The following is a 16,830-nucleotide window of genomic DNA, read 5'->3' on the forward strand; positions in this document are numbered from 1 at the left end:
TCAGAAAACTGTAACCGATGTTACACATCTAAAAAATAGATGCCGAAAAACAGAACAAAAAATGACATCTAAACGTAAAATACGTGACGAAACGATTTGTAAAAATGACTAACGGCTTATTTTTACTGACTAAAATTAGCCTCTTGACTATTTTAGACTATATTTACATCAGTCAAAATTGATTCTTTTAAGTTCTAATCCCATAAAAAAAAGAAGATGATGAGCAGATACAAAGCCAAACTAACGCATCTATCCATAAAAACCAGTTTCGTTTTACTATTGTTGTGCTCAGCTGTTTCCGGGTTTTCTCAAAACGATACAGTTCGTATCAATTCCGATTATCAGATCATGTATTGCTCGGCAACCAATGGTACTGTGCTGCCGATGCAGGAAATACAACTTCTTTTAAAAGGACCAAAAGATAAAAAATGGTTTGTAAGCTTTTCTGTTAACAACAGTCCTGCCATGATTCTTAATGGTAATGAAGGCATCGATTTTTCAGAGTACAACATGTCTCTCTTTTTTAAGAACACTTCGGGGCACATAAAAAACTATACCATCGAATTAAAGAAAGCTTGGCTTGAAGATTTGTCTCCAGTTTTTATTCCTGAAGAATCTAAATCAGCAACCATTCAAGTTATGCCATTGGCAACTCCTGAAATTGAGGATTATCACCCAAAAGTAAAAATCAATACTTCGCAAAAATATGCCGCTAAAATTGGGAAAAACTCAAGCTATTCTGTTTGGGTACCCGAGGGCGCTGCAATACTAAAAAATGAAAGTAAAATTGAGGATCATAAACAAGAAATTGAATTAAATATTAAGTGGCCGGATCACGAAGCATCAAATTATTTTAAATTGATAGAAACAGATGCATTTGGCTGTAACAGCGATACAATTTTTGCAGGCCTTGAAGTAGTAAAAAGCTTTCAGGTTACTTTCGGTGATAACAACAATCTATGCGAAGGTCAAAGCCTCGTACTCACACCAATTATTGATTTACCTTCTGATTATTCCTATCTGTGGAGCACCGGTGAAAACACAAAAGAAATTAGCGTTGATAAAGAAGGAACCTATAACCTTACTGTTACTGATTTAAATGACAATCAAGTTGTAAAATCCAGAATAGAAGTTTCAACGCAAAAATCACCTGGTGTAAACATTGAAGATCATGTGGTAATAGATGATGAAAATCCTATTCTTGATATTTTCGAAAAAGGATCCACTTATTTATGGTCAGATGGCTCGACAGATTCAGAACTTAACATTTCGGAATCAGGCAAATATTCTGTTACAGTTACATCCGGAAATGGTTGTTCTTCTACAAAATCATTTTCGGCTAAAATGAAATCAGAACTTTTTGAAATAAATCTGCCGGAAGAGATTCAGTTATGCGGCAATCAAAAAATGAATTTGGAACCAAGTTTATCAATTGATCAGAAGTACAGATATCTTTGGAAAAATGGCTCATCAAATCCTTCAATTGATATCGATAAAGCCGGAGACTATTGGGTGAAAATTACCGATCCGGATGGTTTTCAGCAAACAGCAAACACAAAAGTGATCTATCATCCAAACCCAATAATAGATTTGGGTACAGATATTACTTTGTGGGATGGAGAAAGTGCTGTTTTAGATGCCGGCAATGAGGGCTCTGAATTTATTTGGAATACAGGCGAAAACACTCAATGCATAAATGTAAATAGTGGTGGTGTTTTTGTTGTTGAAGTAAAAGATCTTAACGGTTGTTTAAATAAGGACACTTTATACATACACCACAGAAAAGGTGAGAAATTCGGTGTGTTTTTGGGTGAAGATCATTCAATTTGTTCGGGCGATTCAATATTAATCAATCCTGTAATTGAAGGAAGTCCGGTTTATCCATTGCAATACAATTGGCTCGGACTCGCAAACAAAACCCCTGAAATCTATTTAAAAGAAAATGGTCATTATTGTCTGGAAGTAACAGACGCTAACGGCAATACGGAATCGGATTGTTTGGAAATAAATTTATTGCCTACTCCGAAAATTGATTTAGGACAGGATCTGAAGAGTTATGCAGATAAAAAAATTGTTTTGGATGCAGGTACTCCAAACTGCTTTTACAAATGGGTAACCGGAGATATTACCCGAAAAATTACCGTTCAAACCGAAGGAAAATACTGGGTGGAAGTTACCACCGACTCAAATTGTACTGCCAGCGATACAATAGATGTAGGCTTTCTCGAGAACTATCCATATGTTGGTTTACCAAAAGCATTCTCTCCGAATGGAGACGGTCACAACGACAAACTATTTGTCAGAGGTGAGGATGTGAAAGAAGTAACTCTGATAATTTACAACCGATTGGGACAAAAACTTTTCGAAACCACAAATATCAATAGCGGATGGGATGGATTCTTCAAAGGACAGATGCAGGATATTGATGTTTATGTTTATGTTCTGGAAGTGACTTTTTTGGATGGCAAAACAGTCATGAAAAAAGGAAATGTAGCCTTACTCCGCTAACCAACAGCAAAATCGCCTTCTGTTTGTCATATAAATTGTGTAAATTTAGAGTTGTCACAAACTAAAAACAACTCTACCCATGCTTATTGCTAAAAACCTAAGTAAATCCTTCAAAGAAGTTAATGCATTAAACAATATTTCCCTTGCTGTTCAGGAAGGTGAATTATACGGCCTGCTCGGGCCAAACGGAGCCGGAAAAACAACAACAATCAGCATTTTAAGTTCACTGCTAAAGCCTGATAGCGGCGAAATCCTTTATCAGGGAAAATCACTTTACCAGAACCTGACTAAATCTAAAAAAATGATTGGTGTTGTTCCTCAGGAAATAGCTCTTTACGAAGATTTGACAGCCTTAGAGAATTTGAAATTCTGGGGAACTTTATATGGCATAAAAGGCAAAGAACTGCAATCAAAAACAGAGGAATTATTAGATTTTCTGGGCTTATCGGATCGGAAAAACCACAAAATAAAAACCTATTCGGGTGGAATGAAAAGAAGAATTAATATTGCAGCAGCTCTTCTTCACGATCCAAAGATCGTTTTTATGGATGAACCAACGGTCGGGATTGATCCGCAAAGCAGAAATCTTATTTTTGAAGTCATTCAAGAACTCCATTCCCGTGGTCTCACAATGATTTACACTACACATTATATGGAAGAAGCCGAACGTCTATGCGACAGAATCGGCATTATTGATGAAGGGAAAATTATTGCTGAAGGTAGTCTCGAAGAGCTTAAAAAATCATCTAAAATCAATGAGGAAATTCATGTAAGGTTTACAAATGTTCAAAAAACTGACCTCTCAAATATCAATAATCATTTTAATGGCCAACTTCTAATTCATGAGAATCAGATGGTACTGTCAACTTCACTGGCCAATACCGATTTGCCCATTCTAATTCAAATGTGTACGAAGGCAAATCTGCACTTGGAAAATCTTCAGGTAAAAAGTTTAAGTCTGGAGAGTATCTTCCTTGAATTAACAGGAAAATCCTTACGCGATTAAATAGTGCATATCCATTACTAATTTAATGATCTTCCATTCGATTTAAACTGAAAAAATCATGTTCACAATAGCATTTAAAGGCATTCGACAATATTTTAAAGACCGTACAGCAGTTTTGCTATCACTATTACTGCCAATCGTATTAATTACACTTTTTGCATTGATGTATGGAGGAATAGGGAAAAAAGAAAAATCACATCCGATTTCTCTTCTTTTTACAGATCAGGACAATACTGAACTTTCAAAAGAAGTATTTAATACTTTGAACGATAAGGATGGAATGCAGCTATTTCCCAAAAGCTACGAGGAAGCTTCCGATCTAATCAAAAAAGGTAAAAACACTGCAGTATTGGTTCTGTATAAAGGATTTCAGGATTCTGTGGAAGCAGGAAACAAAGCCCCAATGGAATTATTTTACGATGAAGCCAAGGAAATTGAAATGGGTTTATTGCAACAGGCATTGTGGTCTAATTTATTTGGTATCACAATGAAAAAAGGAATCAAAGGAAAAGTCAACACTTGGATCAAAGAAAAAAATCCGGATCTGGCAGATGCAGAACTTCTGGATATTCAGGCACAGGTTGAAGAGCAGTTTACTGATTTCGATAATTCGGATGATTCAAAAGAATTGGAAGAAAAGTCGAACCTGCCAATGACTGCAATTGTTAGTGAAGAAAAAAATGGCAATCTGGGATTGGTGCAGGCCATTGCAGGCACAGCAATTATGATGTTGCTTTTTAGCGTATCGGGAAGTGGTGCTTCCTTATTAAAAGAAAAAGAAGACGGAACCTTTCGCCGGTTATTGGTATCTCCTATTTCTCCATCCAGTATCCTTTACGGCAAAATGCTGTCGACACTTTTTATGGCCGTATTACAACTAACAGTTATGTTCTTGTATTCATGGCTTGCCTTAGGATTGGACATATTTATTAATCTGCCAGCCTTACTCCTTATGATTTTATCGGCAGCAATTGCCTGTACCAGTTTTGGAATTTTCATGGCTACTATCTGCAAAAGCAGAAAGCAGGTGGAAAGCTTATCGACCTTGATAATACTGGTTATATCAGCACTGGGAGGAAGTATGATGCCACTTGTTTTCATGCCCGAAATCATGCACAAACTAGCTGTTGTTTCTGTAAACTATTGGGCAATAGAAGGCTTTTTCGATGTTTTCTGGAGACAACTTCCTTTATCAGAAATCTATCCAAAAATGTTAGTCTTGCTGGGTATTGGTATCGTTCTCACCTCTATTTCAGTTATTAGTTTTAAACGAAATCTTCTGAAATTAGTATAGAAACTCTGCTAAAATAAGTATTTAATGAATACAGTGCATGGAATTTAAGACCAATTCATCCCTTATTCTTTGCAAACTGCAAAGAAAGACCTAATATTGAGAGTAATTTAAAACCTCATAAAAAAAATGCTATTTCAACAACTATCACAATCTCCCGTTTTCAGAGGAATTTCTCCTGACGAGATGGAAAATTTGCTGATCGACTCACAGTATCAGATTAAGAAATTTTCGAAAGGTGACATGCTTGCCTTTCGGGAAGATAAATGTGAAAATCTGATGATTGTTTTAAAAGGCAGTGTGAAAGGCGAAATGCTCGATCCATCAGGAAAAAGCATTAAGATTGAGGATATTATGGCTCCCTATCCTATTGCATCCGCATTTTTATTCGGACAGAGAAATCAGTTCCCGGTAAACGTAACAGCAAATGAAGAAGTGGAAGTTTTCTACCTGTCCAAAAACTCAGTAATTGAAATGTTTCAAAAAAATAAGGTATTTCTGACCAATTACTTAAATTCTATATCGAATAGAAGTCAGTTTTTAGCCAACAAACTGATGTTTTTAAATTTTAAAACGATAAAAGGAAAGTTAGCAAACTACCTTTTAAAACTGGCAGCCCCCGATAAAACTGAAATTACTTTACCAAAATCTCAAGCAGAAATGGCTCAGTTTTTTGGCGTTACACGTCCTTCTTTTGCCAGAAGTTTAAAAGAAATGGAACAGGAAGGCTTAATTGAAACCAACAGAAGAGAAATAAAAATCCTAAATAAGCAACAACTCATCAGACTTTTACAGCAATAGGTAAGAAAATTAAAAGAAGATGTTGTAGAAGCATTTCGAAAATAAAAATATTCTTAATTTTGTGGGCTGTAAACAAAGTGTTCCGATTTCTTGTTATAAATCAGAACAAATAAGATCTCAAACTCCTTTTGTCGCGACAGTAGTTGCTTCAATGAGATAGAAAGGTCTGAATATGCAAAATCGACAAAATCATAAAGAATGCACAATAGAAACAACATTACTGACAAAATTTTCTGGGTAGGAACAAATGACCGACGCACTCATTTATTTGAAAACTACTGGCCGTTGCCAAAAGGTGTAGCTTACAACTCGTATGTTATTGTTGATGAAAAAACAGCCATTGTAGATACTGTTGAAAAAGGTACTATGGATGAATATTTGGACAACATTACTGAGGTATTGGATGGTCGAAAAGCAGATTATTTAATCATTAACCATATGGAACCTGATCATTCAGGCTCTATCCGTTCTTTGGTTGAACGTTATCCTGAAATGAAAATAGTAGGAAACAAAAAGACATTTCCGATGTTGGAGCGTTTCTATGGAATCAAAGAAAATATTTTTGAAGTTCAGGAAGGTGATCAAATTGACTTGGGAGAACACAAATTAAACTTCTATATGGTTCCGATGCTGCATTGGCCGGAAACCATGGTTACTTTTGAAACCACACAAGGAATTTTATTTTCGGGAGATGCTTTTGGTGCTTTCGGAACTTTGGATGGTGGTATTTTCGATGATGAATTGGATTTGGATTATTTGGATGAAGAAATCAGCCGTTACTATTCCAATATTGTTGGAAAGTATGGTCGTCCAACTCAAAATGCATTGAAGAAATTAGATGGATTGGAGATCAAAATGATTTGTGCAACCCACGGACCAATTTGGAGAAGTCATGTAGCTGATATTATTGCCAAATACGACAAGTGGAGTCAGTATAAAACCGATGCAGGTTGCGTTATTGTATATTCTTCGATGTACGGAAATACAGAGAAAATGGCTGATAATATTGCCCGCCAATTGGTTAAAAAAGGAATTAAGAAAGTTCGTATTCACGATTCTTCAAAAACACATCCATCTTATATTATCAACGATATTTTTAAATACCGTGGTGTAATTTTAGGTTCTTGTGCTTATAATGGTGATGTTTTCCCAACCATGGAAACCCTGATTAATGAATTGGAGCACATGGCTATTAAAGATCACGTTTTAGGCGTATTCGGTTCCAAATCCTGGGGCGGTGGCGGCTTAAAACGCTTGAACAAATTTGCCGAAGAAATTAAGTGGGAAACTATTGAAGCAACACCTGAAGCTCTTTGCGCTCCTAACAGCGAAGATTTCGATTTGTGCGAAGCTTTGGCTGAAGGAATGGCAAGCCGTTTAAAAGAACTTTACAAATAGAAAATTAGTACTCAATATAATGAACTCCTCCGCATTCGGGGGAGTTTTTTTGTGTCATTTAATTAAAATATATATTCCATAAAGTATCGTCTGATTATATGTGGAGTTCGAAATTGAGTCCGGAGATCGGGACCCGTATAGTGAAGAATGCGTTAATAACAAAAAGTTGTCTGAGCACAGCGAGTTCTTTTTATTCATATATAAATTTCATAAATAGGAGTTCATGATCTCACAAGTTCGGTAGTTTAGTATTCGAAATAGTAACGGGTGGTTGAGGACGTTTTCGTTGATTTTTTGTCTACTTTTTCATCCAAGGAAAAAGTAGAAGCCCATCTGGCTTTAAGACAATATTTCAAACAAAAAACTCCCTTAATAATTAAGGCGTTTCTCAATATCATAGAGAATTACGATTTAATTAGAATACAATCCCCAGCTGAAGACGAATAAAATCATAATTGCGGGATAAGTTTGCGCTAAAACCAATATTGCCACTGACATTTGGCCCCATTTCCCATCTAATCCCAAATGAAGGAACAAGCCACGCATTATAATTCCGATCATCCTCTTCGTAACAATTGGAATAATAGCAATCATCCTCATCTTCCGGATCAATAATTTCCAATGCTATTGTAATTAAATCGGTTCCCAATCCAATATAAGGTTTCACTTTCCCTTCACCCAGAAATAATTTTGCATTCACCAACCATAAAAAATTGGTCTCTTTAAAATTTATTTCATCAGCATAACCTGTATCATAGTAATCTCGCCAAGAGGTAAGAGTAAATTCAGTTCCAAAATAAAAATTTCCTGAATTCACACCTAAATCCAAACTAAAAGCACTTCCTGATTTTGCAAACTCTTTTGCATCTCCTGATGTCCATGCCGGACCATAATGAAAACCAACTTCAAATTTTGAAATGTGATCGATATCAGGAGAATATTTCTCTACTGGTTTTTCGTAGGTATACTGAGCGAAAGAGTAATTCGCCAACAGAATAATGACAGATAATAAAAAGAGTTTAGTTTTCATGATGTCCTTTTTAGAATTGATCCTTTTCATTAATAAGACAAACAACTACACCTCCTCACTTACTCTAAATATAAAATTATCCAGCAAAAAATGGCCATCTCATTTGCATGAGACAGCCATTCAATTATATAATTCGATTGATTATTTCAGTTTCTCAACCGATGCTTTTATTCGACTGATAGCTTCTGCCATTTGCTCTTCGCTGGTGGCATAAGACAATCGCAAACATTCAGGAGATCCGAATGCCTCACCGGTTACAGTTGCTACATTCGCATCTTCCAACAAGAACAAACTTAAATCTGTAGAATTGTTAATGGTGTAACTTCCATTTGCCTTCCCAAATAATTGAGAAACTTTAGGAAACAGATAAAATGCACCATTTGGCTCACGGGTTTCGAAACCAGGTACTTCTCGAATTTGTTCCAAAGCTAAATCTCTTCTTTTGTGAAATGCTTCTCTCATGGCAACAGTTGTTGACTGATCACCATCTAAAGCCGCAACAGAAGCAATTTGAGCAATCGAAGATGCACCTGATGTCATCTGTCCTTGTAACTTGTTACAAGCTTTTGCAATCCACAACGGAGCCGCAATGTAGCCAATCCTCCATCCTGTCATGGCATAACCTTTAGAAACACCATTAATCACCACTACGCGGTCAAAAATATCTGCAAACTGGGCAATACTTTCGTGAGCACCAACGTAATTGATGTGCTCATATATTTCATCAGAAAGAATCGTAATATCCGGATATTTCACAAAAACGTCAGCCAATGCTCTTAGCTCATCTTTAGAATACAAACTTCCGGTTGGATTGCTTGGTGAACTGAATAAAAAGGCTTTCGTTTTTGGAGTAATCGCCGCTTCCAATTGCTCAGGAGTAATTTTAAAATCCTGCTCGATTGGTGCATATACAAAAACATTAACTCCTTCAGCTAACTTTACAATTTCGCTGTAACTTACCCAATAAGGCGAAGGAATAATTACTTCATCTCCTTTATTGATGATACTCAAAATAACGTTGGTAATTGATTGTTTCGCTCCATTTGAAACAACAATTTGATCAACGGTGTATTCCAAATCATTTTCCCGTTTCAGCTTACCTACCACTGCCTTACGTAATTCAACATAACCAGGAACCGGCGAATAATGAGAATAATTATCATCAATAGCCTTTTGTGCTGCCTTTTTAATGTGGTCAGGAGTATCAAAATCTGGTTCACCTACGCTCAGATTGATAACATCAATTCCGAGAGCTTTCATTTCTCTGCTTTTTTGAGACATCGCAAGAGTTGGAGACACTTCCATTCCTGCAATTCGATCCGAAACTTTCAACATTCTAAATTAATTTAGGGATTTAGTAAATTGCTTAATACTTTTGTGTTTGTTGTTGTTGTTTTCCCCCTTGATAATTAAAATAAACGGTGCGATTAGTTTATCTTCGAATTATCATTTCAGTGGATAAAGATACAGTTTTTAAATACATAGGGAATCCATAACTATCGAAAAATATAAAGAAACTATTAAAATGAAAGACATTCTTGAAATTAGTAAGTATATCCTGCCATCATTGGTTGTTTTTGCTACTGCTTATCTGCTGATAAAGCAGTTTTTAAAGCATGAAGAGCGCAAAATTAAGCATCAGCTTTTACTGAAGAATCAAAAACAAACCACTCCAATAAGACTTCAGGCCTGCGAACGGTTAATTATTTTTCTGGAACGTATTCATCCCGAATCGTTAATTGTTAGAGAAAATACAAGCGGGTTAACAAATTTACAATTGCAGCAAAAATTGATTCTTGCCATTCGTACTGAATACGAACACAATCTTGCACAGCAACTTTATGTTACCGATGAATCGTGGATGCTGTTAAAAAATGCAAAAGACAGTACAATTCGATTAATTAATACTGAAGCCACGCAAACGGCACCTGAAGATTCTTCAATTGTTTTGTGCAAAGCGATTATTGAAACACATATGCAGCAACAAAAACCGGCTATTGTAACTGCAATTTCGGCATTGAAAAATGAGATTCAACAAATATGGAGCTGATTTAAAGCATTGAACAGCTATACAAATAAGAACGATAAACAATGAAAGATCGCTAATGTCGGTTTATTTGCCTATTTTTGCACAAATTTTCAAATACCATGGTAATGATTTCATTTGACGACATCAAAATAAGCAAACAGATTAGAATGGCGCTTGACGAGGCGGGATTCGAGAAACCAACAGAAATACAAGAGAAGGTATTTTCCCCTATTCGTGCAGGCAAAGATGTAATTGGGATTGCCCAAACAGGAACAGGTAAAACCCTGGCCTATTTGATGCCAATTTTAATGAAATTAAACTACGCACAGGGATTTGATCCAAGAGCATTAATCGTTGTTCCTACCCGTGAATTGGTTTTGCAGGTTGTTGAAACAATTGAATTACTGTCTCCCTATATCAACCTGCGCGCCGTTGGGGTGTATGGCGGGGTGAACATCAATACTCAAAAGGAAAAATTGTATGCAGGCATTGATATCATTGTGGCGACTCCTGGTCGTTTAATGGATATCTACATGACCCGAATTCTGAAATTCACCCTGATTAAAACTCTTGTGGTTGATGAGGCTGATAAATTAATGGATCTGGGGTTTATGCCTCAGTTAAAGGCGATTTTCGAAATCATTCCTGAAGTTCATCAGAACCTACTGTTCTCGGCAACTTTCTCGGATACGGTTGCTCAATTAGCTGATGATTTTCTTATAAATCCTGAGCGAATAGAAATTGCGCCACAGGCTTCTACCGTTGAAAACATTCATCAAATTCAATATCAGGCTCCTAATATTCTTAGTAAAATAGCTCTGCTTAAACACCTTTTAAAAGACAAAGAGGTATTTAACAAGGTGATGATATTTACCGAGACCAAGAAGAATGCGGATCGGATTGTGGATCGTTTGGAAGAATTTTTGGGCGAAGACCTAAGTGTAATTCACTCGAACAAAGCACAAAACACAAGGATTAAAGCACTTAACGACTTTAAAGAAGGTAGATCAAGAGTATTGATTGCTTCTGATGTTGCTGCCCGTGGTATCGATATTGAAAACATCAGCCACGTAATCAACTTCGACATTCCGAGCAACTACGTTGAGTATGTTCACCGTGTAGGTCGTACCGGACGTGCCGAAAAAGATGGTACTGCCATTAGCTTTGTAAATAAAGGCGAAGAGGAGTTGATGGAACAGGTAGAAGCTTTAATTAAAAAGCCTATTGAAATAGGAGCGGTTCCTGTCGAAGTTGTATTTACAAGCCAATTGCTTGAAGATGAAAAAATACAAACCCGAAATATTAAAATTAAAAACACCATCCGTTTGGATTTATCCAGTGGTGCCTTTCATAAGAAATCAGCTAAAAATTCAAAGACTCCATCGGGTTCAAAAGGCCGCCAAAAGGCAATTGAAAATAAGAAACGAAACCGAAAGAAGAAATCTAAAAAATAAACAAAACAATGAAAAGCCCGAAAGGGCTTTTTTTTGTGCATCAAAAAGCCTTAACAAATAAGGGGTGCCTGCATTTAAAAGCTTATAAATTCAGGAAGGCTTTGGTTTTTATATTTTCCGGGAAAAACATATCAACAAAAAAACGGCCGGACTGTAATAGTCCGGCCGCCATATATCTGTGAATTATCAATTACTTGATCATATCAACACTTCGTTTTACAAATTTTGCTAACTCTGCTCCTTTCAACATATTGTTGGCAAGCAATGCAAGGTCGATTAATTGTTTTACCAACTGATTGTCCTTACCATATCCTTTCAGCAATTCTTCTTTTTCAGCATTCACAGCAGAAATTTGCTTCTGAACCTCAGCCATTTTATCTTTTTCCTCCTGAGGAACTTCGTCTTCTTTCTTGTCCTTTTTCAAAGCATCCAATTGCTCTCTTTCCTCGAATAATGGAGTCAGTTTAGCTGAAACCTCAGCAAGCTTTTTGCCCATCTTAGCATCCTTATCGTTCAGAATGTTTTCAATTAAAGCATGATCCGAATTAACAACCAAATTAAAAGAATCAGGCATTTCACCATAGAATCCCATTCCAGCATTCATGGCAGCCATGTCTTTCATACGACGCATAAATTCCGATTGAGTAATCAGCAATGGCTGCGCTTCCTCTCCTAACGATTCGAAAGCTACAATATAGTTTACTTTCCCCGATGGCAAATGAGAATTGAAAACAGGAATCAAGTCATTTCTTTGTTCTTCAGTAAGCTTAGATACTTTCACTTCATCTTTCTGAATCAATTTTTCAATGATATCAGAATCAACACGAACATATTTTGTAGTTGGTGTTTTTTGCTCCAAATGATTAATCAGGTGATTGTCCAACTGACTGTCCATTACCAAAACATCATATCCTTTTGCTTTTGCAGCCTCAATGTAAGTATACTGAGCATCTACATCAGTAGCATATAAAGTAATGATGTTGCTGTCTTTATCTGTCTGATTTTCCTTGATAATTGCCTCATATTCTTCCATTGTAAAATACTTTCCTTCAGTATTTTTGAACAACATGAATTTTTTGGAACGATCGAAAAATTTATCTTCAGTCAACATTCCATACTGAATGAATATGCGTAAATCATCCCATTTCTTTTCGAAATCTGCACGGTCATTCTTGAAAATATCATTCAAGCTGTCGGCAACTTTCTTTGAGATATGACTGGCAATTTTCTTCACATTACCATCACTTTGCAGGTAAGAACGGGATACGTTCAATGGAATATCCGGAGAATCAATCACACCATGAAGCATGGTTAAAAATTCAGGAACAATTCCTTCAACCGAATCGGTAACAAATACCTGATTGCAGTACAATTGAATTTTGTTCTTTTGAATTTCAACACTGTTCTTAATTTTTGGGAAATACAGTATACCGGTCAGGTTAAAAGGATAGTCAACATTCAAGTGAATGTGAAACAAAGGATCCTCTCCCATTGGATACAACTGACGGTAAAAATCGCTGTAATCTTCCTCCTTCAAATCAGCAGGCTTCTTTGTCCATGCAGGATTTGTATCGTTAATAATATTGTCTTCGTCGGTATCAACATTCTTACCGTCTTTCCATTCCTTTTTCTTTCCAAAAGCAATTTCTATAGGTAAAAATTTACAATATTTGTTCAACAATTCCTGAATACGGCTCTCTTCCAAAAAGGCTTCTTCCTCTTCCGAAATGTGCATTACAATATCGGTTCCCCGATCAGCTTTCTCTACTTTCTCTAAAGTATATTCAGGATTTCCTTCACAACTCCATTTTACTGCTTCAGCACCTTCTTTGTGCGAAAGAGTCACAATATCTACCTTATCGGATACCATAAACGAAGAGTAAAAACCCAATCCAAAATGACCAATAATGGCATTCGCCTGATCTTTGTATTTATCCATGAACTCTTCAGCTCCCGAAAATGCAATCTGATTGATGTATTTTTCAATCTCTTCCTGAGTCATACCAATACCGTTATCGGAAATAGTAATCGTCTTTGCTTCTTTATCAATACTAACAGAAACTCTTAATTCTCCTACTTCCCCCTTAAATTCTCCTGAAGAAGCTAAAGTTTTCAATTTTTGAGTTGCATCAACTGCATTAGAAACAATTTCACGCAAAAAGATATCGTGATCTGAGTACAAAAACTTCTTAATAATTGGAAACAGATCGTTACTGGTAACACCAATTTTTCCTGTTGACATAGTTATATCGTTTTAAAATTTTGAATTACAATTTTTCGAATGTGGAATAGTCAAAGCCTATGCCAAGAGAAATTTTCTGTCAATAAGACAGGAAACAAGAAAAAATTTCAGAATGCTGTCAGTACTTCTCAAATTAAACGACAAACAAAGTACATAATTGTTAGCTGGCACGCAGACCTCAGCCATCATATTACTGATAATTGTTTACTGACACTTTACAAAACATGTTAAATACTATTCCATTTTATTAAAAAATCATAAAAAGCAACTGCTGTTTAACCTTATATTGTATTTTCCTGATAAATTTACAATTCTCAAAAGGAAGCAATATCAGCCAATTAAAATTACATTGTATCCTTTTCAAACGTTCAATCGTCTTAGTCTTACTAATAACAAAAACAAAGTATGATCAAATTCACAATTAGCTCCCTACTACTCTTATGCTCCTTACTGAGCAATGCACAACAAATTACAGGTACAATATCCGATACAGATGGCAATGCCATTCCATTTGCTAATATCTACATAAAAACGCTGGCTACCGGAACAACCTCAAATATCGACGGACAGTATCAATTAGACCTCCCCAACGGCGAATGGGAGCTCGAATACCGGTATTTGGGTTTTAAAACCAAAAATGTAAAGGTGAGGATCAACAACAAAGATGTTGAAATGAATGTTGCTTTGGCTCCTCAAACCTATCAGTTAAAGGAAGTAAAAGTATTGGCCAGCGGTGAGGATCCGGCCTACTATGTAATGAGGAAAGCCATTGCAATGGGCGATTATTATACCAAGCAAGTCAGCGAATACAACAATACGGTTTACTTAAAAGGATCGGGAAAAATCACCAGTGTACCACGGCTTTTTAAAAAGAAACTGGCTGAAGAAGGCATTACTGAAAACAAGACTTTTGTGACGGAAAACATATCTAAAATTCACTTCGAACTTCCCGATAAAATTGAAGAGGAAGTGATATCTGTTCGTTCATCGGGTTTAGGCGAGCAGACCAACCCAATGCAGTTTATTACGGCCAACTTATATGACACCAAGGACGATGGATTCATATCACCCTTAGATAAAACAGCATTTTCTGTCTACAAATTTCAGTTGAAATCGGTTTTTGAAGATCAGGGAAGAATGATCAACAGAATTAAAGTAACGCCCAAACGAAAAGGAAAAGATCTCTTTCGTGGATTTCTGAATATTGCCGAAAATTTCTGGAACATTCATTCCGCCGATTTACAACTCAATCTTCCAATGACAGATGTACACATGCATCAATTGTATGCTCCTGTTAACGAAAGCGTATGGATGCCGGTAAGTTTCGATTTTGATGTGAATTTTAAAGGAATGGGATTTGGCATGAATATGATTTATGTTGCTTCCATTAAAGACTATCAGATAACACTAAACCCTGATTTGGATCATGATTACCTAAAACAACAGGAACTGGCTTTAAAGCAGGAAGCTGAAAGCATCAGGGAAGTAACCAACCAGCAAGATTCGAAAGTTCTGTCTGTTAAAGAAAAAAAGCGGAAAAATGAAATCCAAAATCTTTTGGAAAAGGACGATATGAATAATTCGGAAATGCGAAAGTTGTACCGATTGATGGAAAAAGAAAATCAGGAAAAGCGTGCAGAGAAGGTAAAAGAACCTCTGGAAATTAAAATCGAAAAGCTGAAAATTGCTAAAGATGCCAAAGATAAAGATTCCTTATACTGGACTCAGATGAGACCCATTCCTCTATCGGAAGATGAAAAGATTAGTTTCACAAAAAAAGATTCGATCGAAATTGTTCGTAACACCCCGGAATACAAAGATTCTGTTCGCCAGGAAAATCGGAAATTTAAATTCAAACATGTTTTGTTTGGTAAAACATATCAATACAAAGAAGAAAATTCTTCACTCACAGTTCCAGGCCTTTTTGCTTTCGATAAAATTTCCTACAACACGGTTCAGGGTTTTACATTTAATGCGCCTTTCAGATATACTAAAAAGGATACCATTGGTCATTATTTCGATTTATCACCTGATTTCACCTATGCCTTCTCCCGAAAGCATCTCGATTATTCATTAAGCAGCAGATATCGTTACAACGGTATGAAACGGGCTTGGATCGGGTTTAAAGGAGGAAGCAAAGCGGTTGATTTTAATGAAGAATCCGGTATAAATCCGATGCTGAATATGATGACTTCTCTTTACTATAAAGACAATCATTTAAAACTGTATGATAAAAACTATGTGAATATCTGGCATGAAACCGATCTGGCAAATGGCTTAAATCTTCATACGGAATTAGAGTATGCCAACAGGAAACAACTTTACAACACCAATAAATTCTATTTCACTGGTCCGAAAGACAACGCCTATACTCCCAACATCCCAACAGGCGTAAATCCCGAATTGATTCGAGACAACAAAGCATTAACTTTTATTGCCCAATTAGAATACACTCCTCGTAATCGATACACCATTAAAAAAGGTGTTAAAAGCATGGTCAACTATCATTCGCAACCAACATTTTCAATACTTTATAAACAGGGAATTAGCGATGTAATCGATTCGGAAACCGACTATTCCATGTTGGAAGTATCGGTAAAACAAGCATTTGACATTGGCTTTAACGATCGTTTAAAATATAGCACCCGAGCCGGAAGTTTCCTTACCAACAAGCAGACTTTCTTTGCTGATTACCGCCATTTCAACACCAGCAAACCAGTACTTATGTTTGCGAACAAATGGGATACTTTCCGATTACTTGATTACTATCAACACTCAACAACAGAAGATTATCTAGAAGCACACCTGCAATACACATCCGATCGGTTTCTGCTAAAGCGGTTGCCAATACTGAATAATTCAATGGTAATTCAGGAAAGATTATTTGCCAATTACCTGACTCATGCTGATAAAAAGAATTACTGGGAGGTTGGATACGGTTTATCGCAAATATTCCTTCTCTTAGATGTAGAGGTTGTCTGGAGTTTTGATGGCAAACATCACCAGGACACAGGAATTAAATTGAAACTTAATTTCTAAATTGAACATATAAAAAGAGGCTGTCTCAATAG

The 16,830-nt window shown here is 36.3% G+C and carries 11 protein-coding genes; 8 read left to right on the plus strand and 3 right to left on the minus strand.

What is annotated here, in order from left to right; all coding sequences use genetic code 11:
- Nucleotides 1-219 precede the first annotated feature (219 nt).
- From GQR60_RS10970 to GQR60_RS10990, 5 genes are all read left to right on the plus strand, one after another.
- Nucleotides 220-2,508: a gliding motility-associated C-terminal domain-containing protein gene (locus tag GQR60_RS10970; RefSeq protein WP_160463462.1), complete on the plus strand. Its 2,289-nt coding sequence runs from the start codon at nucleotides 220-222 to the stop codon at nucleotides 2,506-2,508.
- 79 nt (nucleotides 2,509-2,587) lie between these two features.
- On the plus strand, nucleotides 2,588-3,514 hold the full coding sequence (locus tag GQR60_RS10975) for an ABC transporter ATP-binding protein (protein ID WP_124992967.1): 927 nt from the start codon (nucleotides 2,588-2,590) through the stop codon (nucleotides 3,512-3,514).
- Between the two features lie 58 nt (nucleotides 3,515-3,572).
- On the plus strand, nucleotides 3,573-4,808 hold the full coding sequence (locus GQR60_RS10980; protein ID WP_124992968.1) for an ABC transporter permease: 1,236 nt from the start codon (nucleotides 3,573-3,575) through the stop codon (nucleotides 4,806-4,808).
- Nucleotides 4,809-4,934: 126 nt separating this feature from the next.
- The gene (locus GQR60_RS10985) at nucleotides 4,935-5,606 is read left to right on the plus strand and encodes a Crp/Fnr family transcriptional regulator (RefSeq protein WP_124992969.1); all 672 of its coding nucleotides are present in this window, start codon (nucleotides 4,935-4,937) and stop codon (nucleotides 5,604-5,606) included.
- Between the two features lie 198 nt (nucleotides 5,607-5,804).
- Nucleotides 5,805-7,004 (plus strand): FprA family A-type flavoprotein, encoded by a 1,200-nt coding sequence (locus GQR60_RS10990; RefSeq protein ID WP_124992970.1) that lies wholly within the window; start codon nucleotides 5,805-5,807, stop codon nucleotides 7,002-7,004.
- A 415-nt stretch (nucleotides 7,005-7,419) separates the two neighbouring features.
- Here GQR60_RS10990 and GQR60_RS10995 read toward each other — a convergent pair whose 3' ends face one another.
- Complete coding sequence (locus tag GQR60_RS10995; RefSeq protein ID WP_124992971.1) at nucleotides 7,420-8,034, minus strand: hypothetical protein; 615 nt, start codon at nucleotides 8,032-8,034, stop codon at nucleotides 7,420-7,422.
- Between the two features lie 141 nt (nucleotides 8,035-8,175).
- Nucleotides 8,176-9,369: a pyridoxal phosphate-dependent aminotransferase gene (locus tag GQR60_RS11000; protein ID WP_124992972.1), complete on the minus strand. Its 1,194-nt coding sequence runs from the start codon at nucleotides 9,367-9,369 to the stop codon at nucleotides 8,176-8,178.
- 190 nt (nucleotides 9,370-9,559) lie between these two features.
- Between GQR60_RS11000 and GQR60_RS11005 the strand changes: the two genes are divergently transcribed.
- Together GQR60_RS11005 and GQR60_RS11010 are read left to right on the plus strand one after the other, a co-directional pair.
- A complete protein-coding gene (locus tag GQR60_RS11005; protein WP_124992973.1) occupies nucleotides 9,560-10,084 on the plus strand; it encodes a DUF7935 family protein in 525 nt (174 codons plus the stop codon).
- Nucleotides 10,085-10,188: 104 nt separating this feature from the next.
- Nucleotides 10,189-11,517, plus strand: a complete 1,329-nt coding sequence (locus tag GQR60_RS11010; RefSeq protein ID WP_191991611.1) for a DEAD/DEAH box helicase — start codon at nucleotides 10,189-10,191, stop codon at nucleotides 11,515-11,517.
- A 190-nt stretch (nucleotides 11,518-11,707) separates the two neighbouring features.
- Here the strand turns inward: GQR60_RS11010 and htpG are convergent, their stop codons facing one another.
- Entirely contained in the window at nucleotides 11,708-13,759 is a 2,052-nt protein-coding gene (htpG, locus tag GQR60_RS11015; protein WP_124992974.1) for a molecular chaperone HtpG, read from the minus strand.
- A 405-nt stretch (nucleotides 13,760-14,164) separates the two neighbouring features.
- On the opposite strand from htpG, the gene GQR60_RS11020 reads away from it, so the two are divergent.
- A complete protein-coding gene (locus tag GQR60_RS11020) occupies nucleotides 14,165-16,798 on the plus strand; it encodes a DUF5686 family protein (RefSeq protein ID WP_124992975.1) in 2,634 nt (877 codons plus the stop codon).
- Nucleotides 16,799-16,830 lie beyond the last annotated feature (32 nt).

Source organism: Labilibaculum euxinicum (genome assembly GCF_009795715.1).
Taxonomy (GTDB): Bacteria; Bacteroidota; Bacteroidia; order Bacteroidales; family Marinifilaceae; genus Labilibaculum; species Labilibaculum euxinus.

What these genes read in the sequence shown, in the direction of transcription:
- GQR60_RS10980 (WP_124992968.1), top strand. Translation starts at nt 3,573, where the DNA reads ATGTTCACAATAGCATTTAAAGGCATTCGACAATATTTTAAAGACCGT.
- GQR60_RS11010 (WP_191991611.1), top strand. Translation starts at nt 10,189, where the DNA reads ATGATTTCATTTGACGACATCAAAATAAGCAAACAGATTAGAATGGCG.
- GQR60_RS11020 (WP_124992975.1), top strand. Translation starts at nt 14,165, where the DNA reads ATGATCAAATTCACAATTAGCTCCCTACTACTCTTATGCTCCTTACTG.
- GQR60_RS10970 (WP_160463462.1), top strand. Translation starts at nt 220, where the DNA reads ATGAGCAGATACAAAGCCAAACTAACGCATCTATCCATAAAAACCAGT.
- GQR60_RS10995 (WP_124992971.1), bottom strand. Translation starts at nt 8,034, where the DNA reads ATGAAAACTAAACTCTTTTTATTATCTGTCATTATTCTGTTGGCGAAT.
- GQR60_RS10990 (WP_124992970.1), top strand. Translation starts at nt 5,805, where the DNA reads ATGCACAATAGAAACAACATTACTGACAAAATTTTCTGGGTAGGAACA.
- GQR60_RS11000 (WP_124992972.1), bottom strand. Translation starts at nt 9,369, where the DNA reads ATGTTGAAAGTTTCGGATCGAATTGCAGGAATGGAAGTGTCTCCAACT.
- GQR60_RS10985 (WP_124992969.1), top strand. Translation starts at nt 4,935, where the DNA reads ATGCTATTTCAACAACTATCACAATCTCCCGTTTTCAGAGGAATTTCT.
- GQR60_RS11005 (WP_124992973.1), top strand. Translation starts at nt 9,560, where the DNA reads ATGAAAGACATTCTTGAAATTAGTAAGTATATCCTGCCATCATTGGTT.
- htpG (WP_124992974.1), bottom strand. Translation starts at nt 13,759, where the DNA reads ATGTCAACAGGAAAAATTGGTGTTACCAGTAACGATCTGTTTCCAATT.
- GQR60_RS10975 (WP_124992967.1), top strand. Translation starts at nt 2,588, where the DNA reads ATGCTTATTGCTAAAAACCTAAGTAAATCCTTCAAAGAAGTTAATGCA.